Below are 22,721 nucleotides of genomic sequence, written 5' to 3' on the forward strand. Positions count from 1 at the left end.
TAGTCCAAAAGCCACCGTCTGCTGGCGGCTCAAGGCACTTGCTAACTCCTAGCTATCTTTCCGATCGTGATAGCCACAATCTGACGAATTCTCTGGCGGGGATGACACTGTCGATGAGGTCGTCGGATTGTCCACAGGCTGACCTAGACGCCAAGATGGTGTTGCAGCAGCCCCGCCTGCATCTTGAGTTCGGCGGCCGGGCCTTCGTGGGCGATATGGCCATTGTTGATGATATAGACGCGGCTCGCGAGCGCCAGCGTCGCTGCGATGTTCTGTTCCACCAGCACAATTGTCTGCCCTGCCTGGACCAGCTCGCGGCAGGCGCGCACCAAGTCGTACACAATGACTGGAGCAAGTCCTTCGAAGGGTTCATCAAGCAGGAGAATCTTTGGGTTGCGCACCAGTGCACGCGCTATAGCCAGCATCTGCTGTTCGCCACCTGACAAATCCGTACCACGGCTGGCGCGTCGTTCCTTCAGCCGGGGGAACATCGTGTAAATGCGTTCCAGCGGCCACCGGTCATCCGCAGTCAACCCGGCCAGAATGATGTTTTCCTCGACGCTCAGGCTGCCGAAGATGCGCCGATTCTCGTGCACCAGTTGCATGCCTTCCCGAGCGATGCTGTGCGCCTTCTTGCCAACCAGTTCGACCCCGTCTAGTTCAACCGAGCCGGTCCGCGGCGTCACCACCCCCATCAGGCTCTTCAGCGTCGTCGACTTGCCAGCGCCGTTGCGGCCCAGGAGCGCCACAACCTCATTCTTCTCGACCCTCAATGCAACGTCGAACAGAATGTGACTGTCGCCATAATAGCTGTTCAACGCCCTGACATCGAGCAGGCTCATGCCACCTCTCCATGTACCCCGCCAAGGTAGGCTTCCTGCACCTTGGAATTGGCCTTAATCTCACTGGGCATGCCTTCGACCAGCACCCTGCCCTCCTGCAGGACGGTAATTTTCTCGACCAGCTCGAAGAGCGAATCCATGTCGTGGTCGATGATGATCATCGTGCGTCCACGCGCGATTGACTTGAGCAGCGCCACGGTCTCGACGCGCTCGCGCGGGCTCATGCCGGCAAGCGGTTCGTCAAGCAGGAGCAAGCTCGGCGACGTCGCCAGCGCAAGGCCGATTTCCAGCCGCCGCTTCTCGCCATAAGCCAGTTCCGAAACGGGCCGCTCGAGCCGCGCCGTAAGGTTCACCAGCGCCGCCGTTCGCTCGACCTGCTCGCTGAGACCGGGAACGCTGTGGATACTCTTGAACAGGTCAAGCCGAAACTTTCCACGCGCCTCGCCCAGCGCGGCAATCATCAGGTTCTGCCGCACCGTCAGGCGGTCGAACAACTGGTTGATCTGGTAGCTCTTGGTGAGCCCGAGCTGGCAGACCTCGGACACGCCCATGCCCGTAATATCGCGGCCGGCCAGCATGATGCGGCCGGAGGTCGGCGCGGTCTCGCAGGTGAGCATTTTGAAAAACGTCGTCTTGCCCGCGCCGTTTGGTCCAATGATGCCCCGTATCTCCCCGTGATCAACGCTGAAGTCGATGTCGCTGTTGGCTGTGATGCCGCCATAGCGTTTGGTTAGGCCCTGCACCTGCAGGATCGGTCCGGATGCTGGCGCAGTGCCATGCCGGCGCGCCGGCATCGGTTCGACGGCGGTCACGACGTGCGGCGCACTCTCGACCGCGGTATTGGCCGATTCGATGCGCTTGCGGCCACCGGTCAACCCATAGAGATCTGCGATCGCACCGACGATGCCGCGCCGCAGGAAGCAGACCAGCAGCACGAAAACGATGCCGAGCACCAACTTCCATGTGGCGCCGAGATGCAATGTGTTCTGGAAAAAGTCGCTCAGATAGAGCCACACTGTCGCGCCCACCAGCGGCCCGAACAGTGTGCCGGCACCGCCGATCGCCGTCTGCATCACGACCTGGCCGGACGTGTCGAACATGAAAGCGTCCGGTGGCATGAAGCCCTGCATCACGCCCAACAGGCCGCCGGCAAAGCCGGCATAGATCGCGGCAACCACGAAGGCCGTGAGCTTGTAGCCGTGTATGTCGTGGCCCAGCGCCGCGGCGCGGAGCGGATTGTCGCGGATCGCCGAAAGGATCGCGCCAACGGGCGAGCGTACGATGCGCAGTGCGACGGCAATGCCGATGAAATACCAGAACGCCAGGAAGGTATACATCGTCCAGTCGGTGTTGAATTCGAGCACCGTGAAGCCGAGGTTGACGACCGGGGTTGGCACGCCAGGCAAGCCGTTCTCGCCGCCCGTGAATGCCGAGAGCGGATTGAACTCGACAAAGAAGAAGACTTCGGCGATCGCCACCGTGATCATGGCGAAATAGATACCGGTGCGTCGCAGGGCGATCAACCCGATCGCGAAGCCGACGACACCCGACACGACGGCGCCCAGGACAATGGCAACCATGACATAGGAGAAGCCGGTTTCAGTCAGGAGATAGGCGGCGAACATCCCGCCAGTACCGTAGAAGGCCGACTGGCCGAAGGACAGCAATCCCGTGTAGCCGAACAGGATGTCGAAGCCTATCCCGAACAGTCCCCAGATCAGGATACGATTGATCGTGCTGGGCGAGAACCCGAGATGGGGCAGAACGAAAGGCGCCAGGACGAGCGCCAGCGCCGTCAGAAGCTCGACGAGGAAGGGATGTTTGATGTTCATGGCCGACCGCGTCTACTCACGCCCTGCCGTGCCGAGCAGCCCGTGCGGTCGAAGCACCAACACCAGCGTCATCGCCACGAACAGCATGACATACGAATAACCAGGATTGAACATCGAGGTGATGCTGATGATTTCGCCGGCGATGAGGCCGCCAAGGATGGCGCCGGTAAAGGAACCGACACCGCCGATTACCACGACCACAAAGGTCTGGACCAGTATGGCTTCCCCGACATCGGGCGCGATCGACACCACGGGTGCGTTGACAATGCCGGCGAAGCCAGCTGCCATGGCTCCGATGCCGAAGACGAGCATGAAGATCTTGTAGACATCTATTCCAAGTGAATCGACCATTACCGAATCCTCGATGCCCGCTCGCACGATCATCCCGATGCGGGTGCGATAGAGCACGACATAGAGCATCAGCAGCGCCAGGGCGACGATGCCGAGGAGCGCCAGTCGGTAGGTGGGATAGACCATGAAGCCCAGATGGGTGATGCCGACTAGCGAGGCGGGCGGCGGCACCGTGTGCGAGAGGCTGCCGAAGAAAAAGCGGACCGTCTCGACGAAAACGATGCCGAGCCCGAACGTGACGAGAAGCTGGTCCTCGAGCGGCCGCGTGTAGAAATGGCGAACGATCAGCCGCTCGATCAACACCCCCACGATCATCACGAACAGCGATCCGGCCGCCACCGCGGCGAGGAATGAACCTGTGTAGGTGTAGGCGAGCCAGCCGGCATAGCCACCGAGCATGAACATTGCGCCGTGGGCAAGGTTCAGGACGCCGAGCGTCCCGTAGATGATGGTCAGCCCGGAGGAGATCAGCGCCAGAAGCGCGCCGAGTACGAGCCCATTGAAGCACTGCGAAATGAAATTTGCCCAGTTGATCACTCTGCGCCCACCTTAGTCATGAAAAATATGCCTGCCCGCGCGCCAGCAAGGGTTTGGCAGACAAGTCGCGAACAATCGACATCCCACCAACCGCCGGGAGACGAACCGTCTGCGTCCGGCCAGAGCCAGTCCCGATGCGAGCGCCCTCTCCAGCCGTGGCGAGCGGAGAAGGCGCTGCGGGCATCAGGTGTAGCTGCCCAGGTTGCAGCCGAACTCGTCGGGCTTCTGCATCAGCGGCGCGCCATCGACGACCTCCACCACATTCCAGTAGTCGTCGTCGCTCTTCATGTCCTTGGGATCCTTACCCTGAACGAGTACGACCGGTCGCACGCACTGATGGTCTTCCGGCCGATAGTGAACGTCGCCGACGAGTGAAGGGATGGTCTCACCCTTCTCGTATTGCTTGATGACGTCCGGCGGATAGAAGCTACCGGCCTGCGACACCATGCGCGCCCAATGAGCGAAGCTGACATAGGCGTTTTCGGCGCCCCATTCCGGTCGATAGCCGAACTTTTGCTGGAACGCGTCCACGAACTGCTTGGCGAGCGGATACTTGTCCTGCAGGGTCCACCAGAAATCGGTAGCGGCAAAAACCCCGGCTGTCAGTTCGGGGCCTACTTCCTTGGCAAGGAAGGGGATCTGGTAGGGGATCACCATCTTCATGCTCGGGGTCAGGCCGAACTGCTTGGCCTGCTGGATTGACAGCACCGCGTCGCGGCCCCAGTTGACGTTGACGATGAATTCGGCGCCCGAATTGGCGATATTGGTCAGATACTGGCTGAAATCCTGGGTGCCCAACGGCGAGACCTGGTCCGTCACCATCTCCCATCCGCCCTGAGAGGTCAGGTAGTCGTTCACCGACTTGGTCACGGTGTGGCCGTAAGTGTAGTCCGGCGTCATGAATGCCGCCTTCTTTCCCTTGCCGTAGGTCTTCACAAGAATCGGGCCGATTGCGTTGGCTGCGGTCTGGCCGTAGAAATTCTGGCGGAAGCCGTAGCGAACGCAGTCCTTGCCTGTTGTGTCGTTTGAGCCGGAGATGCCCGCGACGTAGAGGATCTTCTCGCGCTGCGCGAATTTGTTGAGCGCAACCGCGACCGCCGATGAAGTCGAGCCGGTCATCAGGATGATGTTATTTTGGTGGATGAAATTCTGCTCGAGCTCGACGGCCTGGTTCGGCTTGGCCGCGCTGTCGGCGGACAACAGCTCGACCTTCTTGCCGAGCAACCCCTTGTCGACCTTCGGCGCCAACGCCTTCATCAACTCGTGGCCGTTGTTGATGTGGTCGACCGCGAGCTGCCAGCCCTTAAGTTCGTCAGCACCTTGCACGGCATAGGCACCTGTAAGGGGCACGGCGGCTCCGATGTAGACGGTGTCGCCCGCCGACCCGGCCGGCCAGGTGCCTATCGCGGGCTTGTCGTCGGCCGCAAAAGCCGCAAAGCTGGATAAGGGCAGAACGGCGCTACCGAGAAGACCTGCGCCCGCGTGCAGCATGCTACGGCGGGATATATGGGAAGTATTTTGATCGTCGAGTGACATCAGCTGTTCCTCCTTAGCGTGGAGCCGTCGGACGACTCTCATTGTTGTTCCGGAAACCGGTTTTTTTCAGCGAGACGCTGAAAATGGCCTATTTGCATGGGCATTCGCAGTGGCGTAGGCCTGCCAGTCAATACAACTTTCGTTTGATGATTCTGTTCATTGATCTGGATTAATAAGCATAGGAAAGTTTCATTGAAGGTCATGAACATGTGGAGCATGGCATGCCGCTGACCGGCCACCCGATCGTGACCCGACTGACACGTGCAATGAAGCTGGAATCGCTAGACATCAAACGTCTTGAGGCAATATTCGAGCGCGATCTTACCATTCGGAAACGGGAGGAACTCGTCGTTCACGGCTCCGAGTTCCGAAACCTGTGCTTTGTTAAAGACGGCTACGCGATCCGTTACAGGTTGCTGCGCAGCGGCAGGCGGCAAATCCTCAAGCTTATCCTGCCGGGTGATGTCATTGGATTCCCGGTCAGCTTTTTCGATCGATCGACTTGTGCGGTCGTTGCCGTGAGCGAGCTGACCTACGCCGTGTGCTCGTTCGACGCTTACGTTCGTCTCTGCTACGAGCAGCCCCAATTCGGTCTGGTGTTAAGTTGGCTCGCCGCCCAGGAGGCAGCGACTTATGCGGAACACATTGTCAATCTGGGTCGGCGCACTCCGATTGAAAGGCTGACGCACCTTTTGCTAGAGATCCACGCGCGTCTCCTGGAGGTGGAACGCGCTGACGAAGAAAGTTTCGACTTGCCATTTTCGCAGGAAGTCATGGCGGACGCGCTCGGGCTGAGCGTGCCCCATCTCAATCGCGTCATTCAGCAATTGCGCGCGGAAAAGCTTATCACCAGCAACGCGCGCTTTGTCGAGCTGACCGATCTTGCGGGCCTTCAAAGATTGGCTCAGTACCAGCCCATGACCCTAATCCCCATCCCGGTGCCGAAACAGCTGGAGTGATCACACAGCCCCATTGCGACGGGCATCGAATGCGTTGTCGATTTGGCTATGTCTGTTATCAAGAGCAACTTTATCAATGCTGACTGCCAGCTACAGTTGCGTCATCCCATCCGTGCTGAGCATGATCGACCGACTTCACCGAGTGGCGAATGACGTTTCTCCGGGTCGAGAAACTTGGCCGTCAGATTGCAACGATGGGTTAGCAGAGCAGCGTTTGGCAGCAGCTTCCTAGCGATGGTCTCGTTGATCAGCGGCATGGCCGAACCGCCGGCGCCGGGCGTGGTGAACTCGTGCAGCTCGACGAAGGCGAACTTGCAGGTGCGGTCGGTGGCGACGAACATGTTCAGCTTGCCCTGCTCGGTGCGAACCTCCGCGACGTCGATATGGAAGTAGCCGATCGAATAGCCCTTGAACTTCTTCTTTGCCGGCTTGCCGCCGGCGCAGCCGCCGCAAATAGCGGCTCGGACCCCTCACCACCGCAGCTTCGCTTTCGAAGTTGAACCCGGTGCCAAGGTCACTTGAGGACAAAAAAGTCGCACCGGCTTGGAATAGCTTCGCCATCGTCTCAGTATACGGCACATGAATGCGAGCTTCGACGTCACTCCGCATCTGGAGGATCTGTGGCGGTATGGTCGAGTGCTTACGCACAACGACGCAGACGCCGACGACTTGGTGCAGGAGTCGCTTGTCCGCGCTCTTTCCTTGGCTCGCAGCTACGATTCTTCGCGTCCTCTCATGCCCTGGCTGATCACGATCGTGCGAAATACCTTTCTAACCAGTGCGGTCCGTGCGGACGCAGAGAGGCGGCGGATTGCCGCCTTTGCGGAGCAGTCTGACCCACTGTTACTGCCATCGCAGGAGCACAGCACCGAACTCTCCAATGTCAGAAAGGCGCTGAGAGAGTTGCCTACGGAGCAAGCCGAAGTTCTCCATTTGGTCGGCGTCCTCGGCTTCACCTATTCTGACGCCGCAACAGTACTCGGCGTACCGCAGGGAACTGTTATGTCCCGCCTGAGCCGCGCACGAGTTGCCCTGAAGAACAACATGGAAAAACTACGCGATTGCGCGCCTTCCCAGTTAAAAGTTGTAGGAGGCCGTGATGTGGCCAAGTGACCGTATTTCCGAGGACGAGATCAATCGCTTCCTTGACGGCGAACTGACCCAGCCTCAGAGATCCGACCTCCAGGCACGGCTTGCCCTGGAGCCGGAACTGGCGGCGGAAGTTTTTGCCCAGGCACAGCGCATGGAAGCATTGCGCGTCGCTCAACCGCAGCGGCTTTTCCCGCCCCGAGTTAGCGTGGACAAGGCCAAGCAACTGGAAAGTGCGTTTCGACGGCTAAGAATATTCGGTGCGCTCAAACTGCAAACGGCAGCTGCCTTGCTCATTCTGGCGGGTTGGTCGGCCAACTCATTGACAATGCCTCTCCGCCAGGGAGGCCAAACCACCGATGAGAATTTCATTCTTGCCGCGCGTGATGCCTTGCGAGTCGCCCAGCTGAATGCCGGTCCCGAAAGGGGCAGTGAGCCAAAGCAGGACAAGATCGAGCGACTGGTCGGCGCCATGAACATCAGCATGCCCGCTCTTCCAGCGACATGGAGGGTGAAAGATGTTCAGGTGCAGCCCTGGAACGGGCGGCAGAGCCTTGTCCTGACGGCTGACACACCGAGCGTTGGCCAGATCACACTTGTTGCGGTCGCGATGAGCGGCGAAGACGCCGTACCGCCTACTCCCGCTACGGATGGGCGCGTGCCGACCATATACTGGCAATCGGGCGGCACGGCCTACGCCCTGATGGGCCCCGCCGCGCCCGACCGACTTGAAAAAGAGGCTAAGGAAATCGAGGTGGTCACCCGAAGGAGCGTTGCTGCCAAAATACGGGGCTGAGGACCATTGGGCTATCATTAGTCAAAGGAAAGTGAGACTGCATGTCGGCCGAACAAATCCAGAAACATTTCATACGGTTTCTTGGTTCGGATGTCGGTGTATCGTTCAGTAATCCGTTAGATCCCCGCGAAGTCATTCTATATCGGCCTGACAGATTGTCAGAGACATTTGTAACGTGGGCGTTCGAGGAACTGAAAAAGACCACGCCCGACGTCGCAAGAAAGATTGACCGATTGCTTGTATCATATGAAACCCGACATGGCCGCACTCGTCGCGGGATAGACATCTCCTCAACCAGCAATGTGCCTCAGCAGCGAAATCCTGAGTCATCTTCGCGAGTTGAGGCTTCGGGGCGGGCGGCATGATAAGGCTTCCGCCGCCGACCCTAGGAGCCCTGCGGTATTACCCGTCGACGTGCCCGATTTGCGAAGAAACCGCGCTCGCGGCCGACATTATCTTGCGAACGGTAGAATTCCAGTGCGCCCGCTGCGGAGGATACGAAATCACCGCCGCCGCACGCTCGGCAATGCGAGCTGTGTCCCCGGAGCGCCGCGTGCTGTGGCTTTCGCAGGCCCGGCTACAAATGTCCGGCGCTCAAAGAATAGCTCTCATACTCTGTGCGAGTGCAGATTTGATCGGCCTGAATAATTGCGGTTTTGCGAAATCCCCATCGAGTTCGGATGCAGGCGCCCATGAAAGAACGCGCGGGGAGCACAAGAGTGATGCTGTTTGAGCAAGTCCGCCGGCGGGCGTTTCCTGGCGGCCCGGCATTTTCGGCGGAGTTGGTGCCGGACCGATCCGCTATGTTGTTTTCGATGTGATCCATCCCAAGACGACGGAGCGGCAGGCGCGGAGTTTCTGGAAGTTGATGAAAGGAACGTTCACTTGACTGATGTGTCTTCCGGGGGCGAGGCCCAAAATGCACGGCTGGCTGATCTACGGGCAGCGACAATGCTACGCGAGACCGCCCATGTGTCGTTCGATGCGGCGACCGAATCCGCTCTATCGGCAATAGCCGCCGAGATGAACATGAGTCGACCTGAGCTCATTCGGATGGCATTGGTTGACTGGCTGGAATCTCACAAAAACTCTCGTGGGGCTGCGAACGATTAGCTGCGCCGCGAACGCGCCCGATGCGTCCGCCCAGAATACCAGGCGAAGCTGCCACACCCACCGCGAACCTCACATCGCGCGAACGGCGGACCATTCGGCATTTGTAATCTCTTGAGTCACGGGAAGGCTGCCCTGTTGGGAAAGAGGTGCGGTTAGCAGCCTGCTTAACCGCGACGCCATCCCCGGGCGGCCTGGGCAGCGAATCATCATTCTCGTGCCGACTGACCTCTCCTTGCCAGAGCGGCGACTTCCACTAAATTTTCAATATGGCCAACGGAACGGTGTTGATTTCCGGCGGCGGAATCGCCGGTCCCGCCCTTGCCTTCTGGCTGGCAGCCGGTGGATTCCGACCAACACTAATCGAACGAGCGCCCCATTTGCGCACGGGAGGCTACGTCATCGATTTTTGGGGCCTTGGTTATGGCCTCGCCGCGCGAATGGGGCTCGAGGATGAGATCAATCGGGTAGGCTACCATGTACGCGAAGTGCGCTTTGTGAACGATCGTGGAAAGCGCGTCACAGGTTTTGGCACGGACGTCTTTACTGAGGTGACAGCGGGCCGCTTTGTGACACTCGGACGCAGCGATCTCTCTCGGCTGCTTTTCGACAAGATAAAGGATACGACCGAAGTCATATTCGATGATGAGATCCTCGGCATTCAAGAGCATCCAGCCGGTGTGCGCGTTAACTTCAAGCGTGGAGGCGAGCGCGCGTTCGATCTGGTGATCGGCGCTGACGGTCTGCATTCCGGCGTTCGCCGTCTGGCCTTCGGGCCACAGCAGCAGTTCGAAAAGAAACTCGGTTACGCTGTCGCGGCCTTCGAGTGCGCTGGCTACCGTCCACGCGACGAAGACGTGTATTTGATGTACGGCCAGCCAGGAAGAATGCTCGGGCGTTTCACGCTGCGTGATAACCGAACGCTCTTCTTGTTCGTCTTTGCGGCGGGCAACGACCCAGTGCCAGCGACGCTGGAGATGCAGAAGGCAGTGCTGCGAAAAATTTACGGCGGTGGCGGGTGGGAATGCCCAAGTATTTTAAATGCGCTGGATGGGATCGACGATCTCTATTTCGACAGCGTCAGCCAGATCAGGATGAACAGGTGGTCGCAAGGCCGCATTGCTCTAACGGGCGATGCCGCGTTTTGCGTGTCCTTATTGGCCGGACAAGGTTCAGCCTTGGCCATGATTTCGGCCTATGTCTTGGCGGGGGAACTTTTCAGGGCCGAGGGACGATATCAGGAGGCATTCCGCACGTACGAAACTCTCTTGCGGAATTACATCCATACGAAGCAGCGCGGCGCCGAGCGATTTGCCACAGCCTTTGCACCAAGGACGCGATTGGGCCTGTTTGTGCGCAACTTGGCGATAAGCACATTTGCAATCCCCGGTGTCGCACGCTTGGCCATCGGGCGAGAAATTGCCGACGCTCTGCAGCTACCTGATTATCGCTGGCCATCGCCGACGAATTGACGACAGCGGTGGCGCGCGCCAGCCTCCCGCGCCAACCTTCCGAAAATAGTCGCCATGCTGGAATAGTTTCCCGCCACGCTCGGTATATGCCGCATGAGAGTGAACTTCGACGTGGCGCATCAAGCAGCGGACCATCGTCCAATGCCGGGAGCGGCAGCGCCATCTTGGGAGCGCAGTGCGAGTGCTGATGATCACGACAACGTCAGTGCTCGCGGTCGGGAGGAGCGCGCTCTCATTGGCCCAGCGGTTGTCCCCCTGTCCATGGCCGCTGGGCCGGTCCGCCGATGAAAAGCACAAACATTCCAGGCGTGATTGGCGCAGCGGAGACACGGCCCCGCTGACCACGGATGCGGCGGACGGCACACGAGACGAGTATGCGGAAGCTAGAAGACTATGAGGAGATCGCGCTCATCGGTTACCCGTACGACGGAGACTACATAGCCATGTTGGACGGCAAAGGCGATCGTGCTCGACTACTCGGCGGCGAATTGTGCGGCCTCGATGGCGCAACACTGACTGAGCAGGCGTCGGCTTTGCCACGGTACTATCCGTGGGCCACACATCTCGTTATCGCCACCGTCAAAGGGGACCGGCTTGTTGCGATCCGGGACTACTGAAGGCAAAGTCCAACGCCCGACTGGAGGCAGCTCGATGAGGCCAAAGCACGGCCGTCTTGATGGTGGTCAGAACTTCCAAAGCTCCCATTGAGAAACCCATCCTAAAACCTCAGTGATACGGAAACCACCTTGACCACGTTTGCTGCGCTCTGAAATCTGGAAAGGATATGATGACCATCAAAGCAGTTGTGACAAGCATTGCATCTTTGCTACTTTCTATCACTTGGGTGCAAGCTGGCCCAAAACTTCTCTCTCAGTACGGTGCATGGGGCGTCTATTCATATCGTTCAGACACAACATGGTGCTATGTCCTGAGTGTCCCTGTTTCCGAACTTCCTGCGGATGTCGATCATGGCGAGAACTTTGTCATGATCTCGCGAGCGCCGAAGGATGACCAGCCCGAAGCCGTCATGGGGTATCGCCTTAAGCCGGGGTCGGACATCGATGTGGTGATCGCAGACGAGCACTTCTCAATGTTTACTCAAGACAACAAGGCTTGGTTGGCGAGCGCCGAAGAGGATCGATCGATGGTCAATGCCATGCGGGCAGCCAGCAAAATGAAGCTGTTGGCCACGTCCTGGAGAGGTACACAAACCCAGTACGCCTATTCGCTGATGGGGCTCACCGCCGCCTTGAAAGCGAGCAAGATTTGCAAATCAGCTCGTTGAGCGAAGTCTGGCGACGCGCTCCAAAGCCGCCCAACTGACTTGGAAAAAACCACACAGGCGCGTGAATCCTTGGATGAAGAAGATGAGAGAGTTCTTCAATACCGCTATCGTTATCCTCCTGATAGCGATTGCTGTCGTCCTGCTCTTGCTGGCACCAAGAGGCTTTCAGCTCGGTCCGCCCGATCCGCTTATTAGCTCACGTGCTTCTGATTTGATGCCAGGGGTCGACGCCATTGTGCAGACCTCTTTAACAAAAACTATGGTGTGAAGTGGTCCCGCCGCGCCGCATGCAATACTTTTTCGAAACCGAACGCGGCGTCAAGGTTTTTAAAGCGTGGGCGCTCATTCGATCTGCTCTCACGGTTGGGTTGGTAGCCGCATCTGCACCGACGACAGGATTGCGGGCCGAGACCACTAGCGTTCTTATACCCCGCTTCGTCTCGTTGAAAAGTTCACCCGCGAACCTGCGGATCGGCCCTGGTGTCGATTACAGCGTTGAATGGGTCTACATGCGCCCGGGCATTCCCCTTGAGATTTACCAGCAATTTGGTAACTGGCGGCGGGTACGGGATTGGAGCGGGGCCAGCGGATGGATCTATGCCCCGCTTCTGTCTGGACGCAGAACGGCCGTGATCGCTCCTTGGAGCAAAGGTAACGTTGCTCTGCGCAAAAAGGCTAAATTCGATGGCCCGGTTATCTCCTGGCTGGAACCTGCCGTTGAAGTCAAACTCAGGGGATGCGATGGTCAATGGTGCAGCGTCGCGCTGAGTTCGATGTCAGGCTTCATCAAACAGTTCGACTTGTGGGGGGCTTATCCCGGCGAAGTGTTCTGAATGACGAGGCCGGAAAATCGTTGACGGACGTTCATTCACTTTTCGGCTGATCTATGTCCTCCCCTCCGGTGTAAGCGTCATCAGGTGCCCACTGTGAATCCAGACACCCCACGTCCTCACAATTGCTCGAAGCTATCAGTTCGATGCATCACGCGCATCCATCGTATGGGCGGCTACGACAGGAGTTCAGCCTGCGGATGGGCCATCTGCCCGGCTTCGCGCCATGGATGCGTGCGACTCGATGCTGGCTCTTTTGGCGCTGAGGACGTTGCAACGTAGCGAGCGGAACCTTGCCACTTATCGCGGTGCACTCCGACAGGCACATGATGCCATGATCGGCACTTCTGCATGCGCAAGTGCCTGATCGAACTGCTGTCGGACGTCGCTGATTTCGACCGCGTCACTCCGTCGGCTAAGGCATTCAAGCAGGCCGTGAAGGCTCCAGACGTTGCGTGGGTGTTGGCAAGGCCGCGGCAACGTCGCATCAAGCCCAAGGTCGGCGCGATAGACAGCCTCAGCTTCGCCATATCGTTCGGCATCCATCAGCAATGCGCCAAGCGCGTGTCGCGTCGGCTGCATCCAACCCCATGGCTCGTCATAGAGCAAATTGTCGTCGAGATCGACCGCACGCCGCAGGAAGTCCAGGCCTTCATGGAGGCGGCCGGACTTGTAATACAACTCCCCCAGCATCATGGCTTCGGCAACCTCGAGGATATCAGCGCATGGGTTGTTGAACAGCATGCGCTCGGGTTGCACTGCGTCGCGCGCGGCCGCGAAAAGGCTGGCGCTTTCCTCTGCCTGGGGGATTCTACCGAGATTGGCCAGTGCCACGGTCCGGGCATAATGCAACAGGACGGTGCTGAACGAGTAGAGCTCTGCGTCGTCAGGGAAGGCCTCCTCCAGGATGCAGGACCAGCGGCCAAAGCGGATAAGTACGTGCAACTTCATCGGCGCGAAGGCTTCAAACATCTCTGGCATGTAACGCACCACCGGCTCTGGCAGATTTTCCGCCAGTGCCCTCGCGGCCTCGAAGGCATCCGAAGGGCGACCAAGAAACATGGCCCCGTAGATTTGAAAGTGAAGGTTGTGGATCCGGTAGACCGTGTAAAAGTTCTTACCGCCTGCATGAGCGAAATATGAACGATCCACCTGAGCCGCCTGCCGGTTGCGCATCACGACTTTGTGGTAGTCGCCGCAAAGCACGTCGATATGCGTCGCCATATGCACAAGATGCCCAGAGTCTGGCACGAGGCGCACCAACCGATCTGCATGCGGCCAGGCTTTTTCCGGCGTCGACGACATCTCCATTAGATGAATGTAGAAATGCAACAACCCCGGATGTCCCCAGGCTGCTGGCTGGGTCGTGAAGGCGCGGTCCAGAGCCGCGTGCGCTTCCTCCGTCGAGGTGCCAGCCGCAGGCTGCCCGGTACGAGTATCCCACAGCGCCCAAGGCGTGCGGTTGATCAGCGCCTCGACAAAGATCGCGGTCACATCCAGATCGTCAGGGAACCTCTCGTATACTGTGCGCATCGCTGCAGCGAAATCGTCATTCCAAGGGCCATAATCCGTAATCTCAGGGTCAGTAGGGAACCGCGACGTCAGCGCATCAAGCAATGCGCGCTCGACTTCGATTGCAGGCAGATCGCACGCCTCCGCCAACAATACATGCGCCCGCGCCAAAGCGACAATACGCTCTTCAGGCCCGAAGGAGGTCCATAGCTTGTTGTAGTTTGGACCTAGACAGTGGGCAATTCCCCACCGCGCCATGACGTTTGTAGGCGCCACTTCGAGCACACGCTGGTAACAGGCAATGGCCTCTTCGTGGTTAAATCCGTATTGCCAGATCAGCCCCCGGTCGAACCACATCTGCGCCTCGGAAGGCGTGTTGTCCAGCCGGCGGGAGAAGGTGCCTAGATCGAAATACGTCATCGTATCCAACTCCATGGCTGACGGCGACTACCGGCCCAAACTACATCAAACCCGGGAAGGAAGGGAGTTCGACAGAAGGCTGACCGCTTGATCTCACCGTGCCATCTTCCTCAACAGCCGCGATATCGTTCGCCTTTCCCAGCCCCGACTCCGATTTCGTACCGGGCCGAAAACGATGTCCCCTCGATGGACGACGTCAGCGAATTCTTGACCTGTTCATTCGGTGGCTCCGAGAATCGGAAACGAGATGAAGCTGAGTGCGGCGGGGCCGGAAGCCGAAGGTCCGCTTCCGTAAGGGGAAAGGGAACGAGGCTTTCACTGAGAAGGATCGATTACATGCCGCAATCCAGCTCCGCGAGCCGCGCCATCTGATTGCCCGCGGCGTCGAAGTTTTCGCTCATCAACCATCGACTTATTGTGGCCCGACGACAGGGCCACTCTTCTTTTAAGATGGAAAACCAAGCCACGTCACGCTGCCACCCGTCAACGATTGCCGCGCGTCGCCATGTTCCTTCGTAGGTAAATCCTAGATTCTTGGCAGCCTTGAACGATTTCTGATTTTGCGACTGACATCTCCAGACAAGACGTTGATAACACAACTCATCCATCGCATGACACATCAGCAGAAAAATAGCTTCCCGCGCCGCGCGTGTCCCCTGCAACGACGGGGAGAACCAGATACTGCCGATTTCGATGCTGCTATCCTTTTGATCCACGTCGCAAATTGAAAGCCATCCCTGCGGCGCTTGCCCTTTTGGCTCCACTATCCAAAATGGTTGGTGCGTACGAGCGCTGACCTCCTTAAGAAATATTTGAAGGCTTTTGATTTCTGCAAATGGTCCGTATCGCAGATAGGTAAAACTCTCAGGGGCTGCAACGACAGCCGGCCAGAGAGCGTCAGCGTCATTCGCGCTCAAAGGCAGCAAATCGACATAGTTACCGGCACGCCGATCCTTTATTGGAAAGGGCCAGCTTTCTTGGGAAATCCGAGTGCCCAGCGATGACGTCATACAGAAAACCTATGCTCTTGGACGAACGAGCTCCTCCAACGCCTGTGTCAGAATACAAAGCCGTGGAATGAGCTTCATCCTCAGGCCACTGCCCGCAAGATCCTGGTCCGCGCTTCCCGGCCTTCCGGCGTTGGCATCCCAGGATAATTGTGCGGCTGGCCCTGTTTAAGATGAAGTTCGACCGTCACTCCTGCCGCCCATGCCTTGGTGGCCATGTCGACGCAATCAGGATAAAACAGGTCGAGCGTCCCGGAAAAGATGATTATCGGCGCCAGTCCACGGAAATCGCCATTCAATGGACTGACATATGGATGGGCGATATGAAGGTCTCCGGCAAAGAGGCGCCCGACTTCGCGTACGCCAGGTATATCATTGACAGGATCCCGCGCAGCAATCGGCACCTGCTCCGGCCGGCTGACGGAAAAATCCCCGCCAGGCGAGATCAACACAAGTCGGCTCGGTTGTGTGTGTCCACGATCTCGCAGCCACTGGGCCGCTGCCAATCCCAACGCAGCTCCGGCCGAATTGCCGACCACTGTCACCTTCACCGCCCCCGCATCTTGCAGGATTTTACGCAACAGTTCGCCCATGGCCGGCACTACCTCTTCTGCGGTGTTATGGGGTGCCAATGGATAAATAGGAACGATACAGCGTACCTCGGCAGTTCGGGTCAAGTAGCCGACAATGCGCCAGTGGGCGCGAACGATCTCATTGATATAGCCGCCGCCGTGCAGGAAGACCACGATGTTGCAACCTTCACAATGTGCGGCGGGCGCTGTGTGATAGATTGGCCATCCAGCCACGTCCTTTCTCGTCACCTCGACGCCGCGCCCCAGTCCTGTTGGTCCGAAGAGAGCCGGCCGCAATGCTAATCGGCGCACGCGCTGTTGCACGGCACCAGCGGATGCCATCCGCTTCTTGACACGAAACAACCTCAGCAACCCAACGAGGATGCGGCTCTGCAAGCTTGGACAGTCTGTGCCCGAAGTAAGCCGTTGCAGCGTTCTTTCATTGCCGCGAACCAAGGTTGCCATTTTTAAACTCGCTTTCGAATATATTTCGTTCGCTGGGGCGTGCCGACGAGCCTCAGAGTCCAAGACTATGCGAACCCGTTCAATTCAGGTTTAGCGACCATCAAAGCGATGATGAGCGCAAAAAGCGCTATGACGGCTAATCGTCCAGCCATAGCACGGCTGTCGGCGGCCAATGCCTTGACGTCCACTGCCGAGCCGCGATGCCCCATTTGGCCTCGCATCGCCCATGGACGAACGAATGTGTGCTCAACGGCCATTAGAGCGCCGATAAGCGCGATGGACGCCACCAACCACGGCGTCAACAGGGACCAGCCGCCAAGAACCACAAGGACGATACCGGCGAGGACGCCAGCGCCGGTCAGAGGTCCCGCCAAGCGACTGGCCAAGAAGGCCATTCTTGCCGGTCTTCGGTAGCCTCGTCTTGCCGCAAGGAGCAGAAACTCTGCCGCCACGAACAGGAGCAAAGCAGTGCACATGGCATAGAGATGAATTCCCAAAACAGCTCCATAAAGCATTCATTCGTCCGCTCGTTCACAAGAATGGTGGACATAATGCGAGCGATGGCTCACAATTGTCTACTCGCATTAGGACGGGAGAAACATGGCGCCTAAGCCGCTTATGAATCCAAGGAAGGGCGCGTCTCAGGAGAGGTCCCGCGCGACGGTCGATGCGCTTGTAGAAGCGACCGCTCGCATTTTGATCAGAGAAGGCTTTGACAAGGCCAGCACCAACCGTATTGCCGTTGAAGCGGGCGTGAGCGTTGGCTCGCTTTACCAATACTATCCTGGCAAAGAGGCGCTCGTCGCCGCCGTCATCGATCGCCACAATCAAGAAATCATGCAGGTTGTCAGGGCGGCGTTCGCGGAGATCGCGTCACAGCCGGTTGAAAAAGCTGTGCGCCGGCTTGTCGCAGTTGCGATCGAGGCGCATCGCATCGACCCCAAGCTGCACCGTGTCCTTGCCGAGCAGATACCCCGTACGGGGCGCCTCGAAAATGTGGAAACCTTCAATCGTGAAGCCCACGCCATGTTCAAGGCCTATCTCGAAAGTCACAGAGACGAGTTACGCGCGGCAGACCGGGCACTTGCCGCTTTTGTATGTGTGACCTCGATCGAGGCGCTAGCCCATAATGCCGTCTTGCATAGCGATGGGAAGCTTTCTGACAAAACCATCGGAACGCTCACCGACGAGGCCACTCGTCTCGTGGTCGGATATCTGCAATAGTCGCAGCCACTGCGCTGTGACGGTAACGGCGTTGAGACTTGGACGAAGCATCCTCAAAGCTGATCTCAGCCAATCCGTGAACCCGACCCGAGACAAGGTGATCACTTCTGCTCTGCCTTAAGGCCGGTTTGAGAGCCTGCGAAATTGTCGGATTGGAGTGGTCGATGCTGCTCGATCGATAAGGACGGGCGAATGGACAACTACTCGGGCATTCCGTAGCCAACATATGATCCGGAGGGGGAAATAGGCCGGGTGAATATAGCAAGGCGGTCGGCGCGCTGGACAAGTTCACTGTTCGGGAGTGATCGCGATCTGTGGCGGTCGTGCCACAGAACCTTGATCAGAACGCCGCGACGGCCGTAGAAGACGAATAGATGACCGTGCGGATCACGCTTTAAAACGTCTCCTGCACCACCAGCGCCAGGCCGGGAAAGCCTTCTGCTGGGCAAACGTGCGCCGGCGCTTCTACGAACTTGCCGCAGCCGGCCCAGCGCCGAATCGCGAGCGAGGCGCTCAGGCGCATCCCAGAACTCTACCGCGTCGAAGACGAACTCCACGGCCAGCCGCGGGCGGACGTCGTGCCGGCGCGCCAGGAAAGGTGCCGCCCGATTGTCGCTGCGCGAGAAGCTCGGAGACCCTCTTCACTCGACGCGCTTGGGAATGGCGGAACTCGAAAGGCTGAAGCGGGACCTCGGATCGCTCACCTTCTCAGCCCTATACCGGGGCCCCCCGCTCCGCCCGATGACCTCGTCAAGCGCTCGTGGTTTCGATAGTACGATCCAGGGCAGCTCAACCGTCGTTCAATGACGATCGTGCAAAACTGGGATACGGCCCTCAAAGGCGGGCGACAACACTACTACTTGCTCGATCTCGTTCGTACTCGCGCCGCCTACCCGCAACTGATCCAGACGGTGAAAAGATCGATCGACGATCACGATCCGGATATCGTCCTGATTGAGGACGTCGGATCGGGGACGAGCTTGATAGCCGACCTCGACCATCAAGGTCTTTCGACCACGCCCGTCAAATCTCGGATGGGCAAGGAGAGCCGTCTATCCCGTGTCTCGGCTATGATGGAGAACGGCAACGTTCACCTGCCGAAGGAGGCACATTGGGAGCACGATTTCCTGGAAATTCTAGCGTTCCCCGGTCGTAAGCACGACGATCAGGTCGCCTCCATGTCCCGAGCTCTGATCTTGGATGAAGGGCGACAAGCCCGTTGAACAGTCGCGCACCAAACGAAGGTCTGGAATTGGGCCGTGGAACGAACCCGCTGCGCGGGAGGGCGCCTACGGTTGAGGTTAGAGAGCGCATGCCGGACGTCGCGCCTGCATTGAGCGTCACCCAGTAGCGGCAGAGCATGACGGGCTTCTTCAACAAGGAGCCCGACGTGCAGCACTCAGTTCTCGATGCACCGATCAGCCCGCTGCGCCAGCGGTTGATCGACGACATGAACATGCGGCGTTTCTCACGCGAGACGCAGCGCAACTACCTTCGCGACATCGGACGCCTGGCGACATTCCTCGGGCGTCCACCAGACACGGCGACAGCCGACGACCTGCGCCGGTTCCAGATCGAGCAGCAGGAGGACTGCGTCCCCGTGCCGACCATGAACAGCATCGTGTCGGCGTTGCGCTTCTTCTTCACTCACACGCTCGACCGCCCGGACCTGGCGCGCAGGCTCGTGCGGTTGGCACATCCGCGCAACCTGCCTGTGGTGCTAAGCCGCGACGAGGTGGCCCGGCTGCTCAACGCCACCACCTGCCTCAAGCACCAGGCCGCATTGTTGTTGCCTATGGCGCGGGCCTGCGTGTCGCCGAGGTGTCGATGCTGAAGGTCACCGACGTCGACAGCGAGCGCATGCTGCTGCGTGTCGAGCGTGGCAAGGGTGGGCGCTATCGCAATGCCATGCTCTCGGAGGATCTGCTCGCTCTCCTGCGTGAGTGGTGGAAGGTCGGACGTCAGCAGGGCGTGATGCATCGTGACGGCTGGTTGTTCCCGGGCCAGCATGAGATGAAGCCGATCAGCACGCGGCAGCTCTATCGCATCGTCGTCGAGGCGGCCCAGGCCGCCGACATCGCCAAGCGGGTTGGGCCGCACACGCTGCGCCACAGCTTCGCCACCCACCTGTTGGAGGACGGCACCGACATCCGCATCATCCAGGTCCTGCTGGGGCACGCCAAGCTCAACAACACCGCACTCTACGCCAAGGTCGCGACCCGAACGGTGCGCACGGTCACGAGCCCGCTCGACAAGCTTGGCCTGTTCAGGCCGGCAGAGATCTCGCCCGACGGCTGAGCGTGCGCGCCTCGATCGAGGTCGCCGACATCTTCCGCACTGCCGGGCCCGCCTACCGGGCCGCCCATGCAGGGCATCTGACACTGCAGCAGCTCAAGGTCATGTCGGCGATCGAGCACTGCCGCACCGCGGCCCTTGGCGGTCACGTGGAGGTCTGCGAGGACTGCGGCCAGTGGCGCATCGCCTACAACTCCTGCCGCAACCGTCACTGCCCGAAGTGCCAGGGCGCGGCCGCGCGGACATGGCTTGCCGAGCGCGAGGCCGACCTTTTGCCGGTCGGCTACTTCCACGTCGTGTTCACGCTGCCCGCTGAGGTCGCCGACATCGCCTTCCAGAACAAGGCGCTCGTCTACGATCTTCTGTTCAAGGCTGCGTCGGAGACGATGCTCACCATCGCCGCCGATCCGAAGCACCTCGGCGCCCGCATCGGCATCACCGCCGTGCTCCACACCTGGGGATCGGCGATGACCCACCATCCGCACCTGCACATGATCGTGTCGGGCGGCGGCATCGCGCCGGACGGAAGCCGGTGGATATCGTCGCGTCCGGGCTTCCTGCTCCCGGTGAGGGTTCTCGGCAAGCTGTTCCGCCGGCTCTTCCTCACCCGGCTGGTCGCTCTGCACGACGCCGGACGGCTCAGCTTCTTCGGCACCCTTGCTCATCTCACCGAGCGGCGGGCATTCCTGCACCACCTTGCCCCCGTCCGGGAGAAGCGATGGGTGGTCTACGCCAAGCCGCCCTTCGCCGGGCCGGAGGCGGTGCTCGCCTATCTGTCGCGCTATACCCACCGGGTCGCGATCTCGAACCGCCGCCTGATCGCCTTCGACGAGACCGGCGTCACCTTCCGCTACAAGGACTACCGCCGCGACGGCGCCGACCGGCAGCAGGTCATGACGCTCGCGATTGATGAGTTCATCCGACGCTTCCTGCTCCATGTCCTGCCGCACGGCTTCCATCGCATCCGGCATTACGGGCTGCTTGCTGGCGGCTCCCGCAAAGGCAGCCTCGCACGCGCCCGCGAGCTGCTGAACGTCGCTGCGCCGTCCGAGAACGACACCTCGCAAGAGCCGCCTGATGTCCGGCCGCCATGCCCCTGCTGCGGCGGACGCATGATCATCATCGAGGTGTTCGAACGGTGGAGGCAGCCGCGCGGACCGCCACACGGTTCCCCATGGACCGGGAGCAGCACGCCATGACCCGGCATGGAATGGTTCAGCCTTCAGCTGCAGGCACTCAGCCTTCGGCAACGGGTCCGCGCGTATCCATGATAATTGCTGACGCCGACAGGACCGCGCCCAGCCGCCCACTGTCCCGGCAACATCGCGCGGAGGCGCCACGAAGCGGCCTGCCCGCATCCAACTCGGTGCCTCCGGGCGACGCCCCAGCCATCGCCGACATCAGCAGCAGATCGAAATCTCCATAGCCTTCGCCTGTGGCACGCGGGTTCCTTCCTCGGGGACTTTCGTACGCCCGCAGGCGCCCGAAACTCTTCACGAATTCAGACAGGCAGCTTTTTGGCGCAAGGATGCGAACTACTGCCGTTCAACCAATGATGAAGCTTCAGATCGAATTTTGGTGCTTCTTCAAAATTTGCACCTATTGAGGATGCGCCACGGCCAGCAACAGCCGGCAGCCTCAGCCGGCGAGGACCGATCCGCTCTCAAAAAGCGCGTACAGGTTGACAACACCTTGGCCGCTGCAACATCCTGCCGGTCTTTAGACTGGGAGGTAGCATGACTATTTCGATCAACCGCCGCACCTTTTCCATAGGCGCGAGCGCTCTGGCGCTGGTTGCGGCCGGATTTTCGCCGGCACGCGCGCAGCAGGCATTTTTTCGCATCGGCACAGGCGGAACGTCCGGCACCTACTATCCGGTGGGCGGCCTGATCGCCAACGCCATCTCGGCAACTGGGCCAGCCGGCGTCGAAGGCCTGGTCGCAACCGCTACGTCCTCAAACGGTTCGGTAGCCAACATCAGCGCCATCCAGTCGGGCGCGTCCGAATCGGGCTTCACGCAATCCGACGTCGCCTACTGGGCGCATTCGGGCACCGGCCTCTATGAGGGCAAGCCCAAGGTTGACGACCTGCGCCTAATCGCGACGCTCTATCCCGAGACGATCCATTTGGTCGCGCGAGCCGACGCCGGCATCAAGTCGGTGGCGGATCTCAAGGGCAAGCGCGTCTCCCTTGACGAGCCGGGCTCCGGAACCATCGTCGATGCGCGACTTGTGCTTGGCGCTTACGGTCTGACTGAGAAGGACGTGCAGCCCGAATATCTCAAGCCTGGCCCGGCCGGAGAGCGGCTGCAGGATGGCGCCATGGACGCCTATTTCTTCGTCGGCGGCTATCCGACCGGCGCCATCGTTGAGCTTGCCACCACCAACAATATCACGCTGGTACCGATCACCGGCCCCGAAGCCGACAAGCTGCTCTCCGAGCAGAAGTTCTTCTCCGTGGACACCGTGCCGGAAGGCACCTACAAAAATGTCGGCGAAACCAAGACCATTTCCGTCGCCGCGCAATGGGTGACCAGCGCCAAGCAGACCGACGACCTCGTCTACAAGATCGTCAAATCGCTTTACAG

Annotated in this window: 20 protein-coding genes and 3 pseudogenes; 14 read left to right on the forward strand and 9 right to left on the reverse strand. The window is 59.5% G+C overall.

Going from position 1 to position 22,721, the window contains the following annotated elements:
- Window positions 1-143: 143 nt before the first annotated feature.
- From FJ954_RS18710 to FJ954_RS18725, 4 genes are all read right to left on the reverse strand, one after another.
- Window positions 144-842: an ABC transporter ATP-binding protein gene (locus tag FJ954_RS18710; protein ID WP_140662371.1), complete on the reverse strand. Its 699-nt coding sequence runs from the start codon at window positions 840-842 to the stop codon at window positions 144-146.
- Entirely contained in the window at window positions 839-2,674 is a 1,836-nt protein-coding gene (locus FJ954_RS18715; RefSeq protein ID WP_140662373.1) for a branched-chain amino acid ABC transporter ATP-binding protein/permease, read from the reverse strand. Before FJ954_RS18715 ends, FJ954_RS18710 begins: the two co-directional genes overlap by 4 nt.
- A gap of 12 nt (window positions 2,675-2,686) precedes the next feature.
- On the reverse strand, window positions 2,687-3,562 hold the full coding sequence (locus FJ954_RS18720; protein ID WP_064995207.1) for a branched-chain amino acid ABC transporter permease: 876 nt from the start codon (window positions 3,560-3,562) through the stop codon (window positions 2,687-2,689).
- A 183-nt stretch (window positions 3,563-3,745) separates the two neighbouring features.
- The gene (locus FJ954_RS18725) at window positions 3,746-5,098 is read right to left on the reverse strand and encodes a substrate-binding protein (RefSeq protein ID WP_181177863.1); all 1,353 of its coding nucleotides are present in this window, start codon (window positions 5,096-5,098) and stop codon (window positions 3,746-3,748) included.
- A gap of 221 nt (window positions 5,099-5,319) precedes the next feature.
- Here FJ954_RS18725 and FJ954_RS18730 point away from each other — a divergent pair, with 221 nt between their 5' ends.
- Window positions 5,320-6,057, forward strand: a complete 738-nt coding sequence (locus FJ954_RS18730) for a Crp/Fnr family transcriptional regulator (protein WP_140662377.1) — start codon at window positions 5,320-5,322, stop codon at window positions 6,055-6,057.
- 287 nt (window positions 6,058-6,344) lie between these two features.
- On the opposite strand, the pseudogene FJ954_RS18735 reads toward FJ954_RS18730, so the two are convergent.
- Window positions 6,345-6,494, reverse strand: a pseudogene (locus tag FJ954_RS18735) (IS481 family transposase); the annotation flags it as partial.
- Between the two features lie 142 nt (window positions 6,495-6,636).
- Between FJ954_RS18735 and FJ954_RS18740 the strand changes: the two are divergent.
- The 7 genes from FJ954_RS18740 (at window position 6,637) to FJ954_RS18770 (ending at window position 12,642) form a co-directional block, all read left to right on the forward strand.
- Window positions 6,637-7,170, forward strand: coding sequence for a sigma-70 family RNA polymerase sigma factor (locus FJ954_RS18740; protein WP_064995211.1), 534 nt, complete (start codon window positions 6,637-6,639; stop codon window positions 7,168-7,170).
- Window positions 7,157-7,942: a hypothetical protein gene (locus FJ954_RS18745; protein ID WP_140662379.1), complete on the forward strand. Its 786-nt coding sequence runs from the start codon at window positions 7,157-7,159 to the stop codon at window positions 7,940-7,942. The genes FJ954_RS18740 and FJ954_RS18745 overlap by 14 nt, the downstream gene beginning before the upstream one ends.
- Before the next feature lie 1,379 nt (window positions 7,943-9,321).
- Complete coding sequence (locus FJ954_RS18750) at window positions 9,322-10,524, forward strand: FAD-binding domain (RefSeq protein ID WP_140662381.1); 1,203 nt, start codon at window positions 9,322-9,324, stop codon at window positions 10,522-10,524.
- Window positions 10,525-10,898: 374 nt separating this feature from the next.
- The gene (locus tag FJ954_RS18755) at window positions 10,899-11,141 is read left to right on the forward strand and encodes a hypothetical protein (RefSeq protein WP_140662383.1); all 243 of its coding nucleotides are present in this window, start codon (window positions 10,899-10,901) and stop codon (window positions 11,139-11,141) included.
- A gap of 170 nt (window positions 11,142-11,311) precedes the next feature.
- The gene (locus FJ954_RS18760; RefSeq protein ID WP_140662385.1) at window positions 11,312-11,809 is read left to right on the forward strand and encodes an invasion associated locus B family protein; all 498 of its coding nucleotides are present in this window, start codon (window positions 11,312-11,314) and stop codon (window positions 11,807-11,809) included.
- A gap of 73 nt (window positions 11,810-11,882) precedes the next feature.
- Window positions 11,883-12,077 (forward strand): hypothetical protein, encoded by a 195-nt coding sequence (locus tag FJ954_RS18765; RefSeq protein WP_140662387.1) that lies wholly within the window; start codon window positions 11,883-11,885, stop codon window positions 12,075-12,077.
- 19 nt (window positions 12,078-12,096) lie between these two features.
- Complete coding sequence (locus tag FJ954_RS18770; RefSeq protein WP_140662389.1) at window positions 12,097-12,642, forward strand: SH3 domain-containing protein; 546 nt, start codon at window positions 12,097-12,099, stop codon at window positions 12,640-12,642.
- A 297-nt stretch (window positions 12,643-12,939) separates the two neighbouring features.
- Here FJ954_RS18770 and FJ954_RS18775 read toward each other — a convergent pair whose 3' ends face one another.
- The 4 genes from FJ954_RS18775 to FJ954_RS18790 form a co-directional block, all read right to left on the reverse strand.
- Entirely contained in the window at window positions 12,940-14,571 is a 1,632-nt protein-coding gene (locus FJ954_RS18775; RefSeq protein WP_140662391.1) for a tetratricopeptide repeat protein, read from the reverse strand.
- A 332-nt stretch (window positions 14,572-14,903) separates the two neighbouring features.
- On the reverse strand, window positions 14,904-15,581 hold the full coding sequence (locus FJ954_RS18780; RefSeq protein ID WP_140662393.1) for a GNAT family protein: 678 nt from the start codon (window positions 15,579-15,581) through the stop codon (window positions 14,904-14,906).
- Between the two features lie 80 nt (window positions 15,582-15,661).
- Complete coding sequence (locus FJ954_RS18785) at window positions 15,662-16,615, reverse strand: alpha/beta fold hydrolase (RefSeq protein ID WP_140662395.1); 954 nt, start codon at window positions 16,613-16,615, stop codon at window positions 15,662-15,664.
- Between the two features lie 65 nt (window positions 16,616-16,680).
- Window positions 16,681-17,130, reverse strand: a complete 450-nt coding sequence (locus FJ954_RS18790; RefSeq protein WP_140662397.1) for a hypothetical protein — start codon at window positions 17,128-17,130, stop codon at window positions 16,681-16,683.
- Between the two features lie 85 nt (window positions 17,131-17,215).
- Between FJ954_RS18790 and FJ954_RS18795 the strand changes: the two genes are divergently transcribed.
- The 6 genes and pseudogenes from FJ954_RS18795 to FJ954_RS18835 all read left to right on the forward strand — a co-directional run.
- Window positions 17,216-17,839 carry a TetR/AcrR family transcriptional regulator gene (locus FJ954_RS18795; RefSeq protein ID WP_140662398.1) on the forward strand — a complete coding sequence of 208 codons (624 nt, stop codon included), beginning with the start codon at window positions 17,216-17,218 and terminating at the stop codon, window positions 17,837-17,839.
- Window positions 17,840-18,272: 433 nt separating this feature from the next.
- Window positions 18,273-18,465, forward strand: a pseudogene (locus tag FJ954_RS32075) (transposase); the annotation flags it as partial.
- Between the two features lie 177 nt (window positions 18,466-18,642).
- On the forward strand, window positions 18,643-19,062 hold the full coding sequence (terL, locus tag FJ954_RS18815) for a phage terminase large subunit (protein ID WP_140662400.1): 420 nt from the start codon (window positions 18,643-18,645) through the stop codon (window positions 19,060-19,062).
- 167 nt (window positions 19,063-19,229) lie between these two features.
- A pseudogene (locus tag FJ954_RS18820) lies at window positions 19,230-20,137 on the forward strand (tyrosine-type recombinase/integrase).
- A gap of 2 nt (window positions 20,138-20,139) precedes the next feature.
- The gene (locus tag FJ954_RS18825) at window positions 20,140-21,333 is read left to right on the forward strand and encodes an IS91 family transposase (protein WP_140662401.1); all 1,194 of its coding nucleotides are present in this window, start codon (window positions 20,140-20,142) and stop codon (window positions 21,331-21,333) included.
- A gap of 537 nt (window positions 21,334-21,870) precedes the next feature.
- Window positions 21,871-22,721 (forward strand): TAXI family TRAP transporter solute-binding subunit (locus tag FJ954_RS18835; RefSeq protein WP_140662404.1); only part of this gene is annotated, 851 nt, incomplete at its 3' end.

It is taken from the genome of Mesorhizobium sp. B2-3-15 (genome assembly GCF_006442875.1).
Taxonomy (GTDB): Bacteria; Pseudomonadota; Alphaproteobacteria; order Rhizobiales; family Rhizobiaceae; genus Mesorhizobium; species Mesorhizobium australicum.